The sequence below is a fragment of the Pseudomonas sp. LBUM1678 genome, from assembly GCF_059695575.1.
In genome coordinates this window covers 232,130-250,253 of the sequence record NZ_CP166775.1, presented here as the reverse complement: position 1 = coordinate 250,253, position 18,124 = coordinate 232,130, and the positions used below count along the sequence as shown (strand labels likewise).

At 58.6% G+C, this 18,124-nt stretch carries 16 protein-coding genes and 1 pseudogene; 11 read left to right on the top strand and 6 right to left on the bottom strand.

Going from position 1 to position 18,124, the window contains the following annotated elements; genetic code table 11:
- Nucleotides 1-48 precede the first annotated feature (48 nt).
- Entirely contained in the window at nt 49-789 is a 741-nt protein-coding gene (ompR, locus tag ACA070_RS01120) for an osmolarity response regulator transcription factor OmpR (protein WP_462029042.1), read from the bottom strand.
- Between the two features lie 359 nt (nt 790-1,148).
- Between ompR and ACA070_RS01115 the strand changes: the two genes are divergently transcribed.
- From ACA070_RS01115 to ACA070_RS01075, 9 genes and pseudogenes are all read left to right on the top strand, one after another.
- A complete protein-coding gene (locus tag ACA070_RS01115; RefSeq protein ID WP_497449720.1) occupies nt 1,149-3,473 on the top strand; it encodes a Tex family protein in 2,325 nt (774 codons plus the stop codon).
- Nucleotides 3,473-3,856 (top strand): PaaI family thioesterase, encoded by a 384-nt coding sequence (locus tag ACA070_RS01110; protein ID WP_008019061.1) that lies wholly within the window; start codon nt 3,473-3,475, stop codon nt 3,854-3,856. Before ACA070_RS01115 ends, ACA070_RS01110 begins: the two co-directional genes overlap by 1 nt.
- Before the next feature lie 272 nt (nt 3,857-4,128).
- Complete coding sequence (gene gshA, locus ACA070_RS01105) at nt 4,129-5,712, top strand: glutamate--cysteine ligase (RefSeq protein ID WP_497449719.1); 1,584 nt, start codon at nt 4,129-4,131, stop codon at nt 5,710-5,712.
- 343 nt (nt 5,713-6,055) lie between these two features.
- The gene (tauA, locus tag ACA070_RS01100) at nt 6,056-7,033 is read left to right on the top strand and encodes a taurine ABC transporter substrate-binding protein (RefSeq protein WP_497449718.1); all 978 of its coding nucleotides are present in this window, start codon (nt 6,056-6,058) and stop codon (nt 7,031-7,033) included.
- 16 nt (nt 7,034-7,049) lie between these two features.
- The gene (gene tauB, locus ACA070_RS01095) at nt 7,050-7,844 is read left to right on the top strand and encodes a taurine ABC transporter ATP-binding subunit (protein WP_497449717.1); all 795 of its coding nucleotides are present in this window, start codon (nt 7,050-7,052) and stop codon (nt 7,842-7,844) included.
- Nucleotides 7,841-8,674 carry a taurine ABC transporter permease TauC gene (tauC, locus tag ACA070_RS01090; RefSeq protein WP_497449716.1) on the top strand — a complete coding sequence of 278 codons (834 nt, stop codon included), beginning with the start codon at nt 7,841-7,843 and terminating at the stop codon, nt 8,672-8,674. Before tauB ends, tauC begins: the two co-directional genes overlap by 4 nt.
- A 134-nt stretch (nt 8,675-8,808) precedes the next feature.
- Nucleotides 8,809-9,645 (top strand): annotated as a pseudogene (gene tauD, locus ACA070_RS01085) (taurine dioxygenase); the annotation flags it as partial.
- A 142-nt stretch (nt 9,646-9,787) separates the two neighbouring features.
- Nucleotides 9,788-10,465 carry a hypothetical protein gene (locus ACA070_RS01080; protein WP_497449715.1) on the top strand — a complete coding sequence of 226 codons (678 nt, stop codon included), beginning with the start codon at nt 9,788-9,790 and terminating at the stop codon, nt 10,463-10,465.
- A gap of 3 nt (nt 10,466-10,468) precedes the next feature.
- Nucleotides 10,469-11,671 (top strand): helix-turn-helix domain-containing protein, encoded by a 1,203-nt coding sequence (locus ACA070_RS01075; protein ID WP_497449714.1) that lies wholly within the window; start codon nt 10,469-10,471, stop codon nt 11,669-11,671.
- A gap of 95 nt (nt 11,672-11,766) precedes the next feature.
- Here ACA070_RS01075 and mgrA read toward each other — a convergent pair whose 3' ends face one another.
- From mgrA to ACA070_RS01055, 4 genes are all read right to left on the bottom strand, one after another.
- A complete protein-coding gene (mgrA, locus tag ACA070_RS01070; protein ID WP_102593420.1) occupies nt 11,767-12,804 on the bottom strand; it encodes an L-glyceraldehyde 3-phosphate reductase in 1,038 nt (345 codons plus the stop codon).
- Between the two features lie 136 nt (nt 12,805-12,940).
- The gene (locus tag ACA070_RS01065) at nt 12,941-13,342 is read right to left on the bottom strand and encodes a type II toxin-antitoxin system HicB family antitoxin (RefSeq protein WP_497449713.1); all 402 of its coding nucleotides are present in this window, start codon (nt 13,340-13,342) and stop codon (nt 12,941-12,943) included.
- Between the two features lie 57 nt (nt 13,343-13,399).
- Nucleotides 13,400-13,582, bottom strand: coding sequence for a type II toxin-antitoxin system HicA family toxin (locus tag ACA070_RS01060; protein WP_497449712.1), 183 nt, complete (start codon nt 13,580-13,582; stop codon nt 13,400-13,402).
- Nucleotides 13,583-13,711: 129 nt separating this feature from the next.
- Nucleotides 13,712-14,602 (bottom strand): LysR family transcriptional regulator, encoded by an 891-nt coding sequence (locus ACA070_RS01055; protein WP_497449711.1) that lies wholly within the window; start codon nt 14,600-14,602, stop codon nt 13,712-13,714.
- A 130-nt stretch (nt 14,603-14,732) separates the two neighbouring features.
- Here ACA070_RS01055 and ACA070_RS01050 point away from each other — a divergent pair, with 130 nt between their 5' ends.
- Both ACA070_RS01050 and ACA070_RS01045 read left to right on the top strand, forming a co-directional pair.
- Nucleotides 14,733-15,473: an SDR family oxidoreductase gene (locus tag ACA070_RS01050; RefSeq protein ID WP_497449710.1), complete on the top strand. Its 741-nt coding sequence runs from the start codon at nt 14,733-14,735 to the stop codon at nt 15,471-15,473.
- 152 nt (nt 15,474-15,625) lie between these two features.
- Nucleotides 15,626-15,886, top strand: a complete 261-nt coding sequence (locus ACA070_RS01045) for a hypothetical protein (protein WP_497449709.1) — start codon at nt 15,626-15,628, stop codon at nt 15,884-15,886.
- A gap of 18 nt (nt 15,887-15,904) precedes the next feature.
- On the opposite strand, the gene betT is transcribed toward ACA070_RS01045, so the two are convergent.
- Nucleotides 15,905-17,860: a choline transporter BetT gene (gene betT, locus ACA070_RS01040; RefSeq protein ID WP_461959415.1), complete on the bottom strand. Its 1,956-nt coding sequence runs from the start codon at nt 17,858-17,860 to the stop codon at nt 15,905-15,907.
- Between the last annotated feature and the right edge of the window lie 264 nt (nt 17,861-18,124).

Below are 18,124 nucleotides of genomic sequence, written 5' to 3'. Positions count from 1 at the left end.
CGAGTCTGCGGACAATCGTCCGCAAGACCCGCTCCTACAAATCGCCGATCACTTGGAGGCGGCGCCATCCGGAACGAACACGTAACCCACGCCCCAGACCGTCTGGATGTAACGCGGTTTGGATGGATCAGGTTCGATCATCCGGCGCAGACGGGAGATCTGCACGTCGATGGAACGCTCCAGGGCATCCCATTCGCGGCCACGGGCCAGGTTCATCAGTTTGTCGCGAGTCAGTGGCTGACGCGCGTTCATGACCAAGGCCTTGAGCACCGCGAATTCACCGGTGGTGAGCATGTGCACTTCGTCGCCGCGCTTGAGTTCGCGGGTGGCCAGGGACAGCTCGTAGTCACCGAAGGTCACGCTTTCGTCTTCGCTGCCCGGTGCTCCCGGCACAGGCGTCGACTGACGGCGCAGGACCGCTTTGACACGGGCCATCAGCTCGTCCGGGTTGAACGGTTTGGCCAGGTAATCGTCGGCGCCCAGTTCCAGGCCCTTGATGCGGCTCAGCTCATCGCCCTTGGCGGTCAGCATGATGATCGGGATCTGATTGTTCGCCGTGCGCAGGCGGCGGCAGGCGGTCAGACCGTCTTCGCCGGGCAGCATCAGGTCGAGAACGACCAGGTTGAACACTTCACGCGCCAGCAGGCGATCCATTTGTTCGGTGTTCGGTACGGCGCGGGCACGGTAGCCCTTGCTGACGAAGAAACGCTCCAGCAGGCTGCTCAGCCCTGGATCGTCGTCAACAATAAGAATTTTTTCGCCTTCAGCATTGTTTGCAGTGCTGCTCATTAGATGCTCCTTTGATCTCGGCGCGCATTATGGCGTAGCTGCCGTTATACGCACCGTGTGCATTGTTAGCAGATTTTTCCTTCACCGCCAGAAATCCGGCCTTCGCGCTACCGCCTGCGATGCCCCTGAATGATAGAACGCTGGTTATAATGCGCGGCCTTTTGTGTCAGGCAACGTCTGATCATGCTGCAGGTGGCCGCTTTTTATTTTCATGGTGCCGGCAGTCATTGTTCGATTTCACGGGTCAACGGGATACCTGTTGATCCAGGTAGCGGCGCACGCCAGGCCGCTCAACCAGACTCGCCGAGCCTTTATCTCTGCGGCTGCGAGCCTGCTTTCACAATTTGTCAGGTGGTTTTATGGACAGCATCAACAGCCGCATCGCCGAGGAACTCGGTGTACGCCCACAACAGGTCGAAGCGGCCGTCGCGCTACTCGATGAAGGCTCTACCGTTCCCTTCATCGCCCGCTACCGGAAAGAAGTGACCGGCAGCCTCGATGACATCCAGTTGCGTCATCTGGAAGAACGTCTGCGCTACCTGCGAGAACTCGACGAACGGCGTATCAGCATCCTTGCCAGTATTGAAGAACAAGGCAAGCTGACCCCGCAACTCGAACGCGACATCAAACTCGCCGACACCAAGACCCGCCTCGAAGACTTGTACCTGCCGTACAAGCAGAAGCGCCGCACCAAGGGCCAGATTGCCCTGGAAGCCGGCCTCGGCGAACTGGCGGACGGCCTGTTCAATGACCCGAGCCTGACGCCGGACGCTGAAGCCGCACGCTTCGTCGACGCCGAAAAAGGCGTGGCCGATGTGAAGGCCGCCCTCGAAGGCGCCAAATACATCCTGATGGAACGCTTCGCCGAAGACGCCGGTTTGCTGGACAAACTGCGCAGCTACCTCAAGCAGGAAGCGACCCTCAGTGCCCGCGTCATCGCCGGCAAGGAAGAGGAAGGCGCCAAGTTCCGCGATTATTTCGAACACGACGAACCGCTGAAAAGCATGCCGTCGCACCGCGCACTGGCGATTTTCCGTGGCCGCAACGAAGGCATTCTGAGTTCCGCGCTGAAAGTCGGCGACGAGCTGCCGGGCACCATGCACCCGTGCGAAGGCATGATCGGCCAGCAATTCGGTATCCAGAACCAGAACCGCGCCGCCGACAAATGGCTGGGCGAAGTGGTGCGCTGGACCTGGAAGGTCAAGCTCTACACCCACCTCGAAACCGACCTGCTGGGCGAGCTGCGCGACGGCGCGGAAACCGAAGCGATCAACGTGTTCGCCCATAACCTGCACGACTTGCTCTTGTCGGCCCCGGCCGGCCCGCGCGCCACCTTGGGTCTCGACCCGGGCCTGCGCACCGGCTGCAAGGTCGCCGTGGTCGATTCCACCGGCAAGCTGCTGGATCACGCCACGGTTTACCCGCACGTGCCGCACAACAAGTGGGATCAAACGATCGCGATTCTTGCCGCCCTGTGCGCCAAGCACTCGGTTGACCTGATCGCCATCGGCAACGGCACCGCCAGCCGTGAAACCGATAAGCTCGCCGCTGAGCTGATCAAAAAATACCCGGCGATGAAGATGACCAAGGTCATGGTCTCCGAGGCCGGCGCATCGGTTTACTCGGCGTCGGAACTGGCTTCCAAGGAATTCCCGGACCTCGACGTGTCGATCCGTGGCGCGGTGTCGATTGCCCGGCGCCTGCAGGATCCATTGGCCGAACTGGTGAAGATCGATCCGAAATCCATCGGTGTCGGTCAGTACCAGCACGACGTGTCGCAGCTGAAACTGGCGCGCGGCCTGGACGCCGTGGTCGAAGACTGCGTGAACGCCGTGGGCGTCGACGTCAACACCGCTTCCGTGGCGCTGCTGGCCCGCATCTCCGGCCTCAATGCGACCCTGGCGCAGAACATCGTCAGCCACCGCGACGAGCACGGCGCATTCAAGACTCGTGCAGCGTTGAAGAAAGTCGCTCGTCTGGGCGAAAAAACCTTCGAACAGGCCGCTGGTTTCCTGCGCGTCATGAACGGCGACAACCCGCTGGATTCGTCGGCGGTTCACCCGGAAGCCTATCCGCTGGTGCAGCGCATTGCCGCTGAAACCGACCGCGACATTCGCTCGTTGATTGGCGACGCGAGCTTCCTCAAGCGCCTTGATCCGAAGAAGTACACCGACGAAACGTTCGGTCTGCCAACGGTCACCGACATCCTGCAAGAACTGGAAAAACCGGGCCGCGACCCGCGTCCGGAGTTCAAGACCGCCGAGTTCCAGGAAGGCGTCGAAGAGCTCAAGGACCTGCAACTGGGGATGATCCTCGAAGGCGTCGTCACCAACGTGACCAACTTCGGCGCGTTTGTTGATATCGGCGTGCATCAGGACGGTTTGGTGCACATCTCCGCGCTTTCGGAGAAGTTCATCAAGGATCCGCGCGAAGCGGTGAAGGCCGGTGACGTGGTGAAAGTGAAGGTCATGGAAGTCGACATTCCGCGCAAACGCGTGGGCTTGTCGATGCGCATGAGCGACACCCCGGGCGAGAAAATCGACGGGGCTCGTGGTGCACGTCCGGGTTCGGCTCCGCGCCAGTCCCAGAACACCGCACCGCGCAAGGAAACCACGGCAGCGGCCCCGACCAACAACGCCATGGCTTCGCTGTTCGCCAACGCTAAGCAGTTGAAGAAACGCTGATGGAGATTCCCGCCGGGCTGACCGAAAGCGCGTTTTTCAAGCTGCTGGGGTGTCGCTTGCACAGCCTGGAAACCGGGGTGGCGCAAGTCGCCCTGGCGCTTGAGCCAGAACTGCGCAATCGCGGCGGCAAGCTGCACGGCGGGGCTTTATTCAGTCTGGTGGACATTGCCATGGGGCTGGCCTGCTCCAGCACCCACGGCTTTGACCAGCAGAGCGCGACCATCGAATGCAAGATCAACTACATTCGCGCCGTTTCTGACGGTGAAGTGATGTGCACGGCACGGGTCATTCACCCGGGCCGCCGCACGCTGGTGGTCGAAGCAGACGTGATGCAAGGCGACAAACTGGTCGCAAAAGCACAAGGCACGTTCGCTGTCCTGTAGCTAGATGTCATCGATTTGAGTTAATTTCAGCGCATAGCAACCTGTGGGAGCGAGCCTGCTCGCGATGAGGGAGTGTCAGTCAACATATTCGTCGTCTGACACACCGCCATCGCGAGCAGGCTCGCTCCCACAGGGATTGTGCAGTTCTTGACTGACCGGCATAAGCCCTACGCGGCTCAAAAACCAGGCGAAAACGCCAGTTTTAACTTCACCCTTGTAGACCGTCTTGCCCACCCCCATATTGGGGCGACTGACGCGTGAAGGAATCCAACTTGAGCGAACTTCTCAACCGCCGCCTGGCTCTGCTCGGCGAGCGCGCTAACCTCTCTCTGCTCGAACAGTGCCTTCACGGCATCGAACGTGAATGCCTGCGCGTGACCAGCGAAGGTCGCCTGGCGCAAACGCCGCACCCGGAAGAATTGGGTTCCGCGCTGACCAATGAACAAATCACCACCGACTATTCCGAGTCGTTGCTGGAATTCATTACCCCGGCCCTGCCAGACCCGGCCGATACGCTGGCGAGCCTGGACAAGATTCACCGTTTTGCCTACAGCAAGCTCGGCAACGAGTTTCTGTGGAGTCCATCGATGCCGTGCCCGTTGCCGGCCGAGGAAGACATCCCGATTGCCTATTACGGCACGTCCAACATCGGCCAGCTCAAGTACGTCTATCGCAAGGGCCTGGCCCTGCGTTACGGCAAGACCATGCAGTGCATCGCCGGGATTCACTACAACTTTTCCCTGCCGGAAAAGCTCTGGCCGCTACTTAAAGAGGCTGAAGGCTTTGTCGGCACCGACCGCGACTATCAGTCGTCGGCCTACATCGCGCTGATCCGCAACTTCCGTCGCTACAGCTGGCTGCTGATGTACCTGTTCGGTGCCTCCCCGGCCCTGGACGCCGGTTTCCTGCGCGGTCGTTCGCACCAGTTGGAACAACTGGACCCGGACACCTTGTACCTGCCGTACGCCACCAGCCTGCGCATGAGCGACTTGGGTTACCAGAGCAACGCCCAGGCCGGTCTGACCCCGTGCTACAACGACTTGGCGAGCTACACCGACAGCCTGCGCAAAGCGGTCGCCACGCCGTATGCGCCGTACGTCGAAATCGGCACGCATCAGGACGGTGAGTGGGTTCAGCTCAACACCAACATCCTGCAGATCGAAAACGAGTACTACTCCAACATCCGCCCGAAACGCGTGACCTACACCGGCGAACGGCCGATCCAGGCGCTGGTGGCTCGCGGCATTCAGTACGTCGAAGTGCGCTGCCTCGACATCAACCCGTTCCTGCCGATGGGCATCGACCTGCCGGAGTCGCGCTTCCTCGACGCGTTCCTGCTGTATTGCGCGCTGAACGACAGCCCGCTGCTGACCAATACCTCGTGCAGCAATGCGACCTCGAACTTCCTCAGCGTGGTCAAGGAAGGTCGTCGTCCGGGCCTGCAATTGCAACGCGACGGTCAACCGGTCGACCTGAAGGAATGGGCCGCCGAATTGCTGGAAAAAATAGCTCCGCTCGCGGCGCTGCTTGATCAAAGCCACGGCGGCGATGCCCACAGCAAGGCACTGGATTCGCAGCTGGCCAAGGTCAAGGACCCGTCCCTGACGCCATCGGCCCAGGTGCTGGCGGCGATGGCCGAGCACAAGGAGAGCTTTGCCCAGTTCTCCCTGCGTCAGAGCCAGGCGCATGCGGAGTTTTTCCGCAGCGAACCGTTGAACGGCGAAGACCAGGCGAAGTTTGAAGCACGCGCGCGCTCCTCGCTGGCTGAGCAAGTGGAGCTGGAACAGAACGAAGTCGGCGATTTCGATGTGTTTGTCGGGTCGTATCAGGCGAGCATTCTGGCGATCAGCAACTGATTTCAAGTCCACCCCTCACCCTAACCCTAACCCTCTCCCAGGGGTAGAGGGGACTGACCGAGGCGTCTCACGTCATACATCGACCTGAAAGCCCGAGTCGAACTCAGGGTCTGAAAAGCATGAAGATCGGCCCCCTTTCCCCCTCTCCCCCGTGGGGAGAGGGCTGGGGTGAGGGGTCGATCCACCTGACGGCACACAATCGCCAAATCTCCACTACCCTCTCACCCATTCCTTAGAATTTTCCGCTCATAAGCTCATTCGAAAAAGTTATTTATTTTCGGATTCTTAGATCATTTAGTCTCCTTTCACGCCGACTCTCGGTCGCCTGACAAGGAGCTTCTCAATGAAACTGACTTTTCCCCTTCGCCTCCTGGCGGCCGCGTCTCTGGCTGCGGCGAGTTTCCTGGCCCAGGCGGCTGACGTGACCGTCGCCTACCAGACCACCGTTGACCCGGCGAAAGTCGCCCAGGCCGACGGCGCTTACGAAAAAGCCACCAACGCCAAGATCGACTGGCGCAAATTCGACAATGGCGCCGACATCATCGCCGCCATCGCTTCCGGCGACGTGCAGATCGGCTACCTCGGTTCCAGCCCACTGACAGCAGCCATCACCCGCAAGGTCCCGGTCGAAACCTTCCTCATTGCCACGCAGATTGGCGCCGCCGAAGCCCTGGTCGCCCGCGACGGTTCCGGGATCAAGACCCCGCAGGACCTGATCGGCAAGAAAATCGCTGTGCCGTTCGTTTCCACCGGCCACTACAGCCTGCTGGCCGCGCTGAAACACTGGAACATCGATCCGTCAAAAGTCACCGTCCTCAACCTCGCGCCGCCAGCCATCATCGCTGCGTGGAAACGCGGTGACATCGATGCCACTTACGTGTGGGACCCAGCCCTCGGTGTCGCCAAGGAAAACGGCAAAGTGCTGATCACCTCCGGCGAACTGGCCAAGTTCGGTGCGCCGACCTTCGATGCCTGGATCGTGCGTAAAGACTTCGCCGAGAAGCACCCGGAAATCGTCACCGCGTTCGCCAAAGTGACCCTGGATGCCTACGCCGATTACCGCAAAGACCCGAAAGCCTGGCTCGCCAATCAATCCAACGTCGACAAGCTGGTGAAACTCTCCGGCGCCAAGGCCAGCGACATTCCGTTGCTGCTGCAAGGCAACGTCTTCCCGCTGGCGGCTGATCAGGTGATCACCCTCGGTGCGCCGACCACCAAGGCGATTACCGACACCGCTGTGTTCCTCAAGGAACAAGGCAAGGTCGAGGCTGTGCTGCCGGACTACGCGCCGTACGTCAGCGCCAAGTTCATCACCCACTGATCGGGAGTTAACCGCGATGGCTTTGCTACAGCTGGAGCGCATCAGCGCACAGTACCCCGGTAGCCCGGAACCGGTACTGGCGGATATTTCCCTGAGCTTGGGGCCCCAGCAGCTGCTGGTGGCCCTCGGCCCGTCCGGCAGTGGCAAGACTTCGCTGTTGAACCTGATTGCCGGTTTCGTCGAACCCAGCGCCGGGCGCATCACCCTGGACGGCGTGCCGGTCAAAGGCCCAAGCGCCGAACGCGGCGTGGTGTTCCAGGACGACGCCTTGCTGCCTTGGCAGGACGTGTTGGCCAACGTCGGTTTCGGTCTGGAACTGGCCGGTGTGTCCCGGGACAAGCGCGAAAGCCGTGCCCGGGAAATGCTCGCGCTGGTGGACCTTTCAGGTTTTGAAAACCGCCGAATCTGGCAGCTCTCGGGCGGCCAGAAACAGCGTGTCGGGCTGGCCCGGGCCCTCGCCGCCGACCCTCGTGTTCTGCTGATGGACGAACCCTTCGGCGCCCTCGACGCCTTCACACGCGAACAAATGCAGGAGCTGCTGCTGCAAGTCTGGCAGCGCACCGCCAAGCCCGTATTTCTGATTACCCACGACATCGAAGAAGCGGTGTTTCTCGCCACGGATTTGATCCTGCTGGCGCCGAACCCAGGGCAAATCGTCGAGCGCCTGAGCCTGGATTTCGGTCAGCGTTACGCGGCCGGTGAGTCGGCACGCTCGATCAAATCCGACCCGCGCTTCATCGAAACCCGCGAACACGTGCTCGCCAAAGTGTTCTCCCAACGCAGTACCGCACAGCGGCAGGAGCGCGCATGAGCAGCTATCAAATTCCCGCCGTTGCGGTGAAACCAGGTTCGACGGTCATTCCGGTCCGTCGCAGTTTGAGCACTCGGTGGATCAGCGTGCTGACGCTGCTCGCGCTGGTGTTCATTTGGTGGGCCGTCACCGCCACTGGAATGATCGAGCCGCTGTTCCTGCCGCCACCGTCTGCCGTGCTGCAAAAGGGTTGGCTGCTGGTGACCACCGGCTACATGGATTCAACGTTGTGGCAGCACTTGGGCGCCAGCCTCAGCCGGATCGGCCTGGGCCTCGGTTTCGCGGTGCTGACCGCCGTGCCCGTCGGCATCGCCATCGGCCACAACCGCATCGCGCGCGGCATTCTCGATCCGCTGATCGAGTTCTACCGCCCGATTCCACCGCTGGCGTATCTGCCGCTGATAGTGATCTGGTGCGGCATCGGTGAGTTGTCGAAAGTCTTGCTGATCTATCTCGCGATCTTTGCCCCGATCGCCATCGCCACCGCGACCGGCGTGCGCACGGTTGACCCGGCCAAGTTGCGTGCCGCCCAGTCGCTCGGCGCGACCCGGGCGCAGTTGATTCGCCATGTGATTCTGCCGAGCGCCTTGCCGGATATTTTGACCGGCGTGCGCATCGGTCTGGGCGTGGGTTGGTCGACGCTGGTCGCCGCCGAATTGATCGCCGCCACCAGCGGTTTGGGTTTTATGGTGCAGTCGGCCGCGCAGTTCCTGGTCACCGATGTGGTGGTGCTGGGGATTCTGGTGATTGCACTGATCGCCTTCGCCATGGAAATGGGCCTGCGCGCGCTTCAACGCAAACTGGTGCCGTGGCACGGCCAGGCTCACTAACACTGCCCATGTGGGAGCGAGCTTGCTCGCGATGACGGTTGCACATTCAACATCTGTGTCACGTGACAGTCCGCCATCGCGAGCAAGCTCGCTCCCACAAAAAAACTCGGCACCCCGGATTGAAGAGAAAGACCATGAGCAACCTGACACTCGTCCCCCTCAGCTCCGCCCTCGGCGCGCAAATCAGCGGCATCGACGTCAGCCAGCCGCTGAACCTGGAACAGCGCGACGCCATCGAACAAGCGTTGCTCAAGCATCAAGTGTTGTTCTTCCGCGACCAGCCGATCACGCCGCAGCAGCAGGCACGCTTCGCCGCAAATTTCGGCGATCTGCACATCCATCCGATCTACCCGAATGTGCCGGAACAACCGGAAGTGCTGATCCTCGACACCGCTGTCACCGATGTGCGCGACAACGCGATCTGGCACACCGACGTGACCTTCCTGCCGACCCCGGCCATGGGCGCGGTGCTGAGCGCCAAGCTGCTACCGGAATTTGGCGGCGACACGTTGTGGGCCAGCGGCATTGCGGCGTACGAAGCGCTGTCCGCGCCGATGAAAAGCTTGCTCGAAGGACTGGCGGCGACTCACGACTTCACCCGTTCGTTTCCGCTGGAGCGTTATGGCAACACGCCTGAGGCCCTGGCCCAGTGGGAAGAAGCGCGCCGCAAGAATCCACCGTTGTCGCACCCGGTGATTCGCACACACCCGGTGAGCGGGCGCCGGTCGTTATTCGTCAACGAGGGCTTCACGTCGAAGATCAATGAACTGTCGGAAACCGAGAGTGAAGCGATTCTAAAGTTTTTGTTTGCCCATGCGACACGGCCGGAATTCACCATTCGCTGGCGTTGGCAGAAAGACGATGTGGCGTTCTGGGATAACCGCGTGACACAGCATTACGCCGTGGATGATTACCGGCCGGCGCGGCGGGTGATGCAGCGGGCGACGGTGTTGGGGGATGTGCCGTTTTTTTCGGTGACGCCGAGCTTGGAAGAAACAATCGAAACTGACGCTACCACTTGTCTGCATAGCTGTATAAAAAAACAGGCAACCCTTCCATAACGAATAAAAATGAAGTAAAAATCCGCTTACCGAATAGTGAGTGGTGGCAGGCATGATCACAAAGGAAGAAATCCAAGGCTTCATTCGCGCGCAAGTCGATAGAGATTTTTTTGACGAACTTGGCATTCTTATTCCTCAAACATTTCAAAAAGCACTGAAGGAAACAGAAGAGCTCCTGATTCATACCCCTCCAGCAGATCTGCGGGGTCATTTACGACATTCGCTTGTTCAAGACGCATTAGCGGGAATGAAACGCTGGAATCCAATCATCAAAACAACCGACCCCAAAGGACACAATTACGTCCTATTGGAGCTGGGAAATTTGCGTATCACATCTGTTGTCCTACCCTGGCAAAAAGAAATTCGCACGGCAAAACACCGAAGCGAACTGAAAACGCTGAACGAATCTTTAGCATCCACACAGTTGGACTGGATTGATGGTTTGACGCAGACAGTCACCGAACAATTGATTCATGCGCTTGTCGTTGTCAATGCACCCCCATCGGGCTCAGAGGATCAGTCAGAGCCGCGGGCGATCATGATGGCCGTGCCTTATTTCAACGGCAAAGGCTTCCATATGAATTGCACGTTTGAAGACCTTCTTCAGAGCTACTCTGATAATGAAGCTGTTGATCAGAAACCGATTGAATTGGTGAAATTGCGAGATAAGATGCGCCGCGCTGAAGAAATCGAAGACAACACTGATGAAGAGCAATATTCCAAGAGGTGAACCATGAGAACTGGAGTCGCGGGCTTTCAGTCTGAGCGCCTCAAGCAGTTACGGCTCACGTTTGGTATCACCCAAACAGCTTTGGCCGAAATGGTGGGGCGTGCCTCGGGAAACATCTCTAAATGGGAGAACGGGCTTCAGGTACCTGAAGCCGATGCTTTCCAACGGTTATGCGAGGTTTTTGGCGTAAGTGAAAACTGGCTGCTAGAGGAACAAATCGTAACAAGTGAAACCACGCCATTTTTCTTTCGTTCTCAGGTGAGCACCACCACCAGCGCAAGAGATATAGCGGAAGTCCGCTTGGAGTGGCTTCAAGACATTTCCTACAAGCTTCAGGAAAGCCTTGAATTTGTCACAGTTAACGTTCCTCACTTGATGGAAAATAATTGCCAACTGATTTCTGACCAGGAAATCGAGCGGATGGCCACTGAATGCCGTCAAGCATGGGGCCTAGGAATTGCCCCCATACCCAATGTCGTTCAAGTGCTGGAGAACGCTGGAATCGTGTGCGCTCGAACCACGTTAGGTCACCTGAAAATGGATGGCGTATCAAATTGGTATGAGTTGGACCAGCGTCCTTATGTACTCCTTGTCGCAGACAAGGCTAACGGCATACGAAATCGATTCGATGCTGCCCATGAACTGGGGCATATAGTTCTCCACCGGCATATATCCAAAGAGCAATACGAATCAAATTACACGCTGCTTGAATCGCAGGCTCACCGGTTTGCTAGCGCCTTTCTGATGCCAGCGGAAAGTTTTTTAAGGGAGATTCGTTGGCCTACTTTGGATACGTTGTTGGCACTTAAACCGCGCTGGAAGATCTCTGTCGCAGCGATGGTTCGTCGATGTCTAGATCTTGAAATCATCAACGACACCACGACGACAAGACTGTGGAAAGCCAGGTCAGCAAGAGGCTGGGTCAAGGGCGAGCCCATGGACGGCGATTTTGACTTTGAAAGGCCTCAGTTAATCGCGCGTGGCGTGAAAATGCTTGTCGAGAATAAGGTCCTTTCCCGATCCCAGGTCAGACAGCTACTTGGGCTACCACTGCCAATCCTTGAAAACCTTTGTAGCTTGGATAAGGGATACTTCAATCTCCCAGACCAGTCACAAGTGATTGACATGCAACTCAGAAAGAGATCTGCAAGAGATACATTTTTCAGCGAAACCGCAGAAATACTCGGTTTTCCAAATAAAAAATAGCTACCTCTCGCGCCTCTTAAACACAATCACAGACAAGCTACCCCATCTGTGAAGGGGGAGCTTATCTGCGATTTTACTTTGGCCTTCGAACAGTTTTATTCAGCCGTCGAAGGCTTCTCCCAAAGATTGATCCCGCCTTCCTGGGCAAACCGGTCAATCTCCGCCAGCTCCTCAGCGCTAAAGCTCAAATTCTTCAACGCACCGACGTTCTCGATAATCTGCTCCGGCCGGCTCGCACCGATCAACGCCGAGGTCACGCGCGGATCGCGCAGCGTCCACGCCAACGCCAGTTGCGCCAGGCTCTGACCGCGACGCTTGGCGATTTCGTTGAGCCCACGCACATGGGCAATGTTGGCTTCGGACAGATGCGATTCCTGCAACGAACCACCGCCCGGGCGATTGACCCGCGCATCTTTCGGAATGCCATTGAGGTATTTGTCAGTCAACAAACCCTGCGCAAGCGGCGTGAAAGCAATCACGCCGGTGCCAAGTTCGTCGGTGACATCCAACAGATCCTTTTCAACCCAACGATTGAGCAGGTTGTATGCCGGCTGGTGAATCAGCAACGGCACTTTCCACTCTTTCAACAGCGCCGCCATCTCACGGGTTTTCACCCCGGAGTACGACGAGATACCGATGTACAGCGCCTTACCCTGTTGCACGGCGGTGGCGAGCGCGCTGGCAGTTTCTTCCAGCGGTGTGTCCGGGTCGAAGCGATGGGAATAAAAGATGTCCACGTAGTCCAGGCCCAAACGCTGCAGGCTCTGGTCAAGGCTGGCCAGCACGTATTTGCGCGAGCCGCCGCCCTGACCGTAAGGCCCGGGCCACATGTCCCAACCGGCCTTGCTCGAGATGATCAACTCGTCGCGGTACTGCTTGAAATCTTCACGCAGCAAACGACCGAAGTTGATCTCGGCGCTACCGTACGGCGGGCCGTAGTTGTTGGCCAAGTCGAAGTGGTTGATGCCCAGATCAAATGCGGTACGCAGCAATGAACGCTGAGTGTCGATCGGCGTGCTGTCGCCGAAGTTGTGCCACAGGCCAAGGGACAGTGCCGGCAGCACCAGACCGCTGCGGCCCACGCGGCGATAAGGGATAGAGTCATAGCGGTTTTCGGCAGCGGTGTAAGTCATCGAATCCTCTCTTGTCTGTCTTGAAGTTGGTATCGACTGCTTCGCAAGTTGCCCAGCATACGCCCAGACAAACGCCGATAAACCTCGGACTCGAGAAAATGCTGAAACGTTTCACAGATTTTTAATCCTTCAACGTTTAAGCCGACAACTCACGTAGCGCTGCAGCCGCCAAAAAGCCAGACCTTGAGCTGTACCGCTGATCCCGCCTGACCGTTTGGTCGATACGTTCAAGCAACTGCTCCGGCAATGTCGCATTGAAACGCACTGACTTGCCAAAGTACGGTGTGATATCGAACTCGACCACACCCCACACACCACCCGCGTAATCAGGGTTATCAATATGAGCATCGATCTCGCGTATTGGCGGAAGCGGATCGCCATCTGCAACCAGGCCTTCGTAGTGCAATGACAATGCTTCTTTCACGTTTTCAAATGCCTGAGCCACAGTAGCGCCTGCGGAGAAGCAACCCGGCACGTCCGGGATAATTACTCCGTATTCTGAGTCGGCATCCTTGTGCAGAACGACCGGGAATTTCATTTCGGTAAGTCCTTCCTGTGATGTGGCCTTCGAGGCTCTCGTTTTCGATCCCAGGCCTCATTTCAGACCCGCCTGTTTCAATATGCTGTTGATCGTGCCTTTTGGAAGATCCGAGTCAGGGTGTTTTATCGTCACCCTTCCAGGCTTGCACGGATGCTTGTACTGGTAGTGGCCAACTCTCACGGCTACCAGATACCAACCATCCTCCTCGATCATCCTGATCATTTCTCGACTTCGCATCACCTTCGTCCTTGTGGGCAGCTTCTGCTGCGAACATTACGCGACGAACGTCTTTTTTATACACACCATACACACTCTGATAAATATTGGCGGTTCTGGCGCAACCGGATTTTGCTCCCGGACCAGCGGCTACCGTGCATCCGAAAACACCTCCCCCAACCAATCCACAAACACCCGAACCCGTGGCGACATGTGTCGGTTGTGGGGATACAGCACCGAAACCGGCATTGGGGGGGGTGGAGTGTCGATCAGGACTTCCTGTATCAGGCCTTGGGCAATCTGCGTTTCCATTCGGTAATGCGGACACTGGATCAGGCCGAGCCCGGCAATCGCCGACGCCGCGTAAATTTCCGCACCGAACACTGAAACAGCGCCGTCGATAGCGACTTCTTTGAGCTGGCCATCGACCATGAATTCGAAGGGGAATAACTTGGCGGTGGTGCGCGAGACGTAGTTCACCGCCCGGTGGTGTTGCAGGTCATCAAGGCTTTTCGGTTCGCCGTATTTGCGCAGGTACGCGGGGCTGGCGCAGGTGATCTGGCGCAGGTTGGCGATGCGTTTTCCAATCAGCGCCGAATCACTCAACGTGCCGGCGCGCAGCACGCAGTCGACGCCTTCGGCGATCAAATCGACAAAACGGTCCGCCTCGCTGATGGACAGTTCGATGTCCGGGTAACGCGCCATGAACTGCGGCAATGCCGGGATCACAAAATGCCTGGCCAGGGTGCCGTGCAGGTCGACGCGCAGCCGGCCTTTGGGTGCGCAGCCGCGGAATGCCAGTTCGGCTTCTTCCAGTTCCGCCAGTAACTGCACACAACGCAGGTAGTACGCCTCGCCATCCAGGGTCGGGCGTACCTTGCGCGTGCTGCGTTCGAGCAAACGCGTACCGAGCCATGCTTCGAATTGATTAAGGGTATGGGTCAACGTCGCTCGCGGCAGGTTCAGGTCCTCGGCGGCAAGTGTGAAGCTGCTGCGCTCGTAGATCCGCACGAACACCTTCATCGCTTTGACTTGATCCACGACGTTGCTCCTGAATCTCGATTGTTGGCGATTATTGAACAGTCAAGGCAACTTTCGTGCATTTATCGGCCTGAGTAAACATGTGAATCTGGCTTCACCTCAAGCAAACACCTTCAAAGGAATCACCGCCATGACCACTCAAACTTCAAAAGTTGCCATCGTGACCGGCGCCTCCCGTGGCATCGGCGCGGTGATCGCCAGACAACTGGCCAGCGAAGGTTTCGCCGTCGCCATCAACTACGCCAGCAGCGCCACCGAAGCCTCGAAGCTCGTTGTTGAATTGCGCCAGGCGGGCCATCAAGCCATAGCGATCAAGGCCGACGTGGCCAATGCCGACGACGTGCGCCGGATGTTCGACGAGACCGAAACGCAACTGGGCAAAGTCGATGTGCTGATCAACAACGCCGGCACTCTCAAAGTGATGCCGCTGGCGCAACACACGGATGAGCTGTTCGACCAGACCTTCAACATCCATGCGCGCGGCACCTTCAACACCTTGCGTGAAGCGGCGACGCGTTTGAACAGCGGCGGGCGGATCGTCAATTTCTCCAGCAGCACCGTCGGCCTCAACCTGCCGGGTTACGCGGTGTACATCGCCAGCAAGGCGGCGGTGGAGTCACTGACTCAGGTGTTCGCCAAGGAAATGCGCGGGCGCAACATTACCGTCAACGCAGTGGCGCCGGGGCCGGTGGCGACCGAGTTGTTTTTGCACGGCAAGAGCGAAGAGCAGATCCAGAGCTTCGCCAAGATGCCTCCGCTGGAGCGTCTGGGTCAGCCGGAGGATATTGCCCGTGTGGTGTCGTTTCTGGTTGGGCCGGATTCGGCTTGGGTTAACGGACAGATTCTGCGGGTCAATGGTGGATTGGTTTAAGCTGGTTTGCAGGCAGGCCAGACGCCTTCGCGGGCAAGCCTCGCTCCTACAGGTCGTGCGCCAATTTGAAATGGTGCATGACCTGTAGGAGCGAGGCTTGCCCGCGAAGGCGGTCTTGAGGGCGACACACATCTGAAGGGAGGACACGCATCATGCACACCACGATCATCATCACCTTCGGCCTGATCCTGCTGGCGCTGATGCTGTTCATCGGCGAGAAAATCGGCTTCAGCCGCCAGACCCTGGCCTACAGCTTTGTGGTGCTGTGGCTGGCGCTGACGTTGATCAACGGCGCGGTCGGCATGGTCAATGCCGGCCAGCCGTTGAGCACGGAATTGGCTGTCGGCAGCGCCGTGTTCGGTGTACCGGTGGCGGCGCTGGTGCTGTTCATGGTGCTGAGCACCGAAACGTGAGCGGCACCGCCCCGGTGATCAACGCACCAGATGCAAGAACTGCAAATGCCGTTCGTACTGATCAAGGATGTCGTTGATGATCTGCTCCTTGGTGTAACCCACCAGATCGTAGTCCTGACTGCCCTCGCTCAAATGCACTTCGGCCCGGTAATAACGACGGTTGTTGAGTTCCTTGGAACCCATGCCGCCACGGGCAAACGATGGTGTGAAGTAGCCACGCATTTGCACCTGATAGATGAACGGATGCTCTTCGCCGTGACCGATTTCCAGGCTGACGTTGTCGTTGGCCGGATCCGGTTGAGTGACCACGTTCAAACCCTTCTCGACGAACACCGCCGAGACCTCCTCAATCGCCGGGCGCACCGTGGTATCGAGGAAGCGGTAAACCTCATCGCGAGACGGGAAATGCACGGCCTGAGTCAGTCGTTGACGCCAGCCACCACGCCGCGAACCGGACACCGGTGCCAGGGAATGCAGCTGCGCGATCTGCTTCTGCGACTCCAGATAGAACGCCTTGTGCAGCCCCCACATCATCAGCAGCAAGATCAGCGAGAACGGCAACGAGGTCAGCACCACCGCTGACTTCAGCGCATCAATACTGCCGGAGAACAGCAGCGCACTGGTCACCAGCGCGGTCATCGCGCCCCAGAATACCCGCAGCCATTTCGGCCCGTCTTCATCGGGATTACCGCCCTTGGCGGACAGCGTCGACAGCACCACAGTGCCGGAGTCGGCCGAGGTAACGAAGAACACGAAGCTGATGAACACCGTCACCGCGATCACGGTTTTGCTCCACGGGTAGGTTTCCAGCAGCAGGTAGAGGGTCATCGACGGGTTGTCGATGGCCGACATACCGAGCGCGGTCATGCCGTGGTTGAGCACTTGGTCGATGGCGCTGTTGCCGAAGATCGACATCCACGCCAGGGTGAAACCGAGCGGAATCAGCAGCACGCCGAAGACGAATTCACGGATGGTCCGGCCACGGGAAATCCGCGCGATGAACAGGCCCACGAACGGCGACCATGCAATCCACCAGGCCCAATAGAACACGGTCCAGCCACCCAGCCAGTCACTGGGTTTGTCGTAGGCGTACAGGTCGAAACTTTTCATCGGCAACGCGCCGAGGTAGTCACCAATGTTCTGGATCAAGGTGTTGAGCAGGTGCTGCGTGGGCCCGGCAAACAACACAAACAACAGCAGTGCACAGGCCAACAGCATGTTGATGTCGGACATCACGCGCACGCCTTTGTCGACGCCGGACACCGCAACGATGATCGCCGCGCCCATCATCAGCGTGATCAGCCCGACCTGAATCCACTGGGTGTGAGCGATGCCGAACAGGTAGTCCAGACCCGAGTTGAGGTGCAACACCCCGAAGCCCATGTCGGCGCCGAGGCCGAACACGGTGGCGATGATGCCAAAGCCGTCCACTGCATAACCAATCGGGCCGTTGATGCGCTTGCCGATCAGCGGATAGAGCGCCGAACGCAGGGCCAGCGGCAGGTTGTGGCGGTAGGCGAAATAGGCCAGGGCCATGCCGACGAAAGCGAACACGCCCCAACCGTGCAGGCCCCAGTGCAGAAACAGAATCTGCATCGCCTGACGCGCCGCATCCGCCGTGCCGGCCTCGCCTTGCGGCGGTTGCGCCAAATGGGTCAGCGGTTCGGACACACAAAAGAAGAACAGCGTGATGCTGATCCCGGCGGCGAACAGCATGCCGGCCCAGGACAGGTAACTGAATTCGGGCTCGTCGTGGTCGGCACCGAGCTTGATCTTGCCGTAGCCGGACAAGGCGGTGACCACCACGAAGACCAGATACAGCGTCATCGCGAGCATGTAATACCAGCCGACCGTATTGGCCGCCCAGTTTTGCGCTTCCAGCAGCCAGGCGCCGGCCTGTTCAGGCATGGCGATGACGACGATGCCAAACAGCAGAATGAAGGTCGCCGCGAAGTAAAACACCGGCGGATTCATGCGGACCTGGCCGCTCGGAGGGAGGGACGATGCACTCATGAACGGTGCACCTCGAAGGGGTGAAACTGGGCAATCAGTGACGGACTCGGCAAGGCAAGCCTCCTGTTGTGAACGGGCAGCAAACCGGCGGTTTAACTTGAATGAGCGTTCAAGTTAAACATGAATAGGGTGCTAAGGACTAATCGCAGAGCTCGGCGGTACTCTGTGGCGAGGGAGCTTGCTCCCGTTGTGCCGCGCAGCGGCACCCGGTTTTTTGCAAAGGTA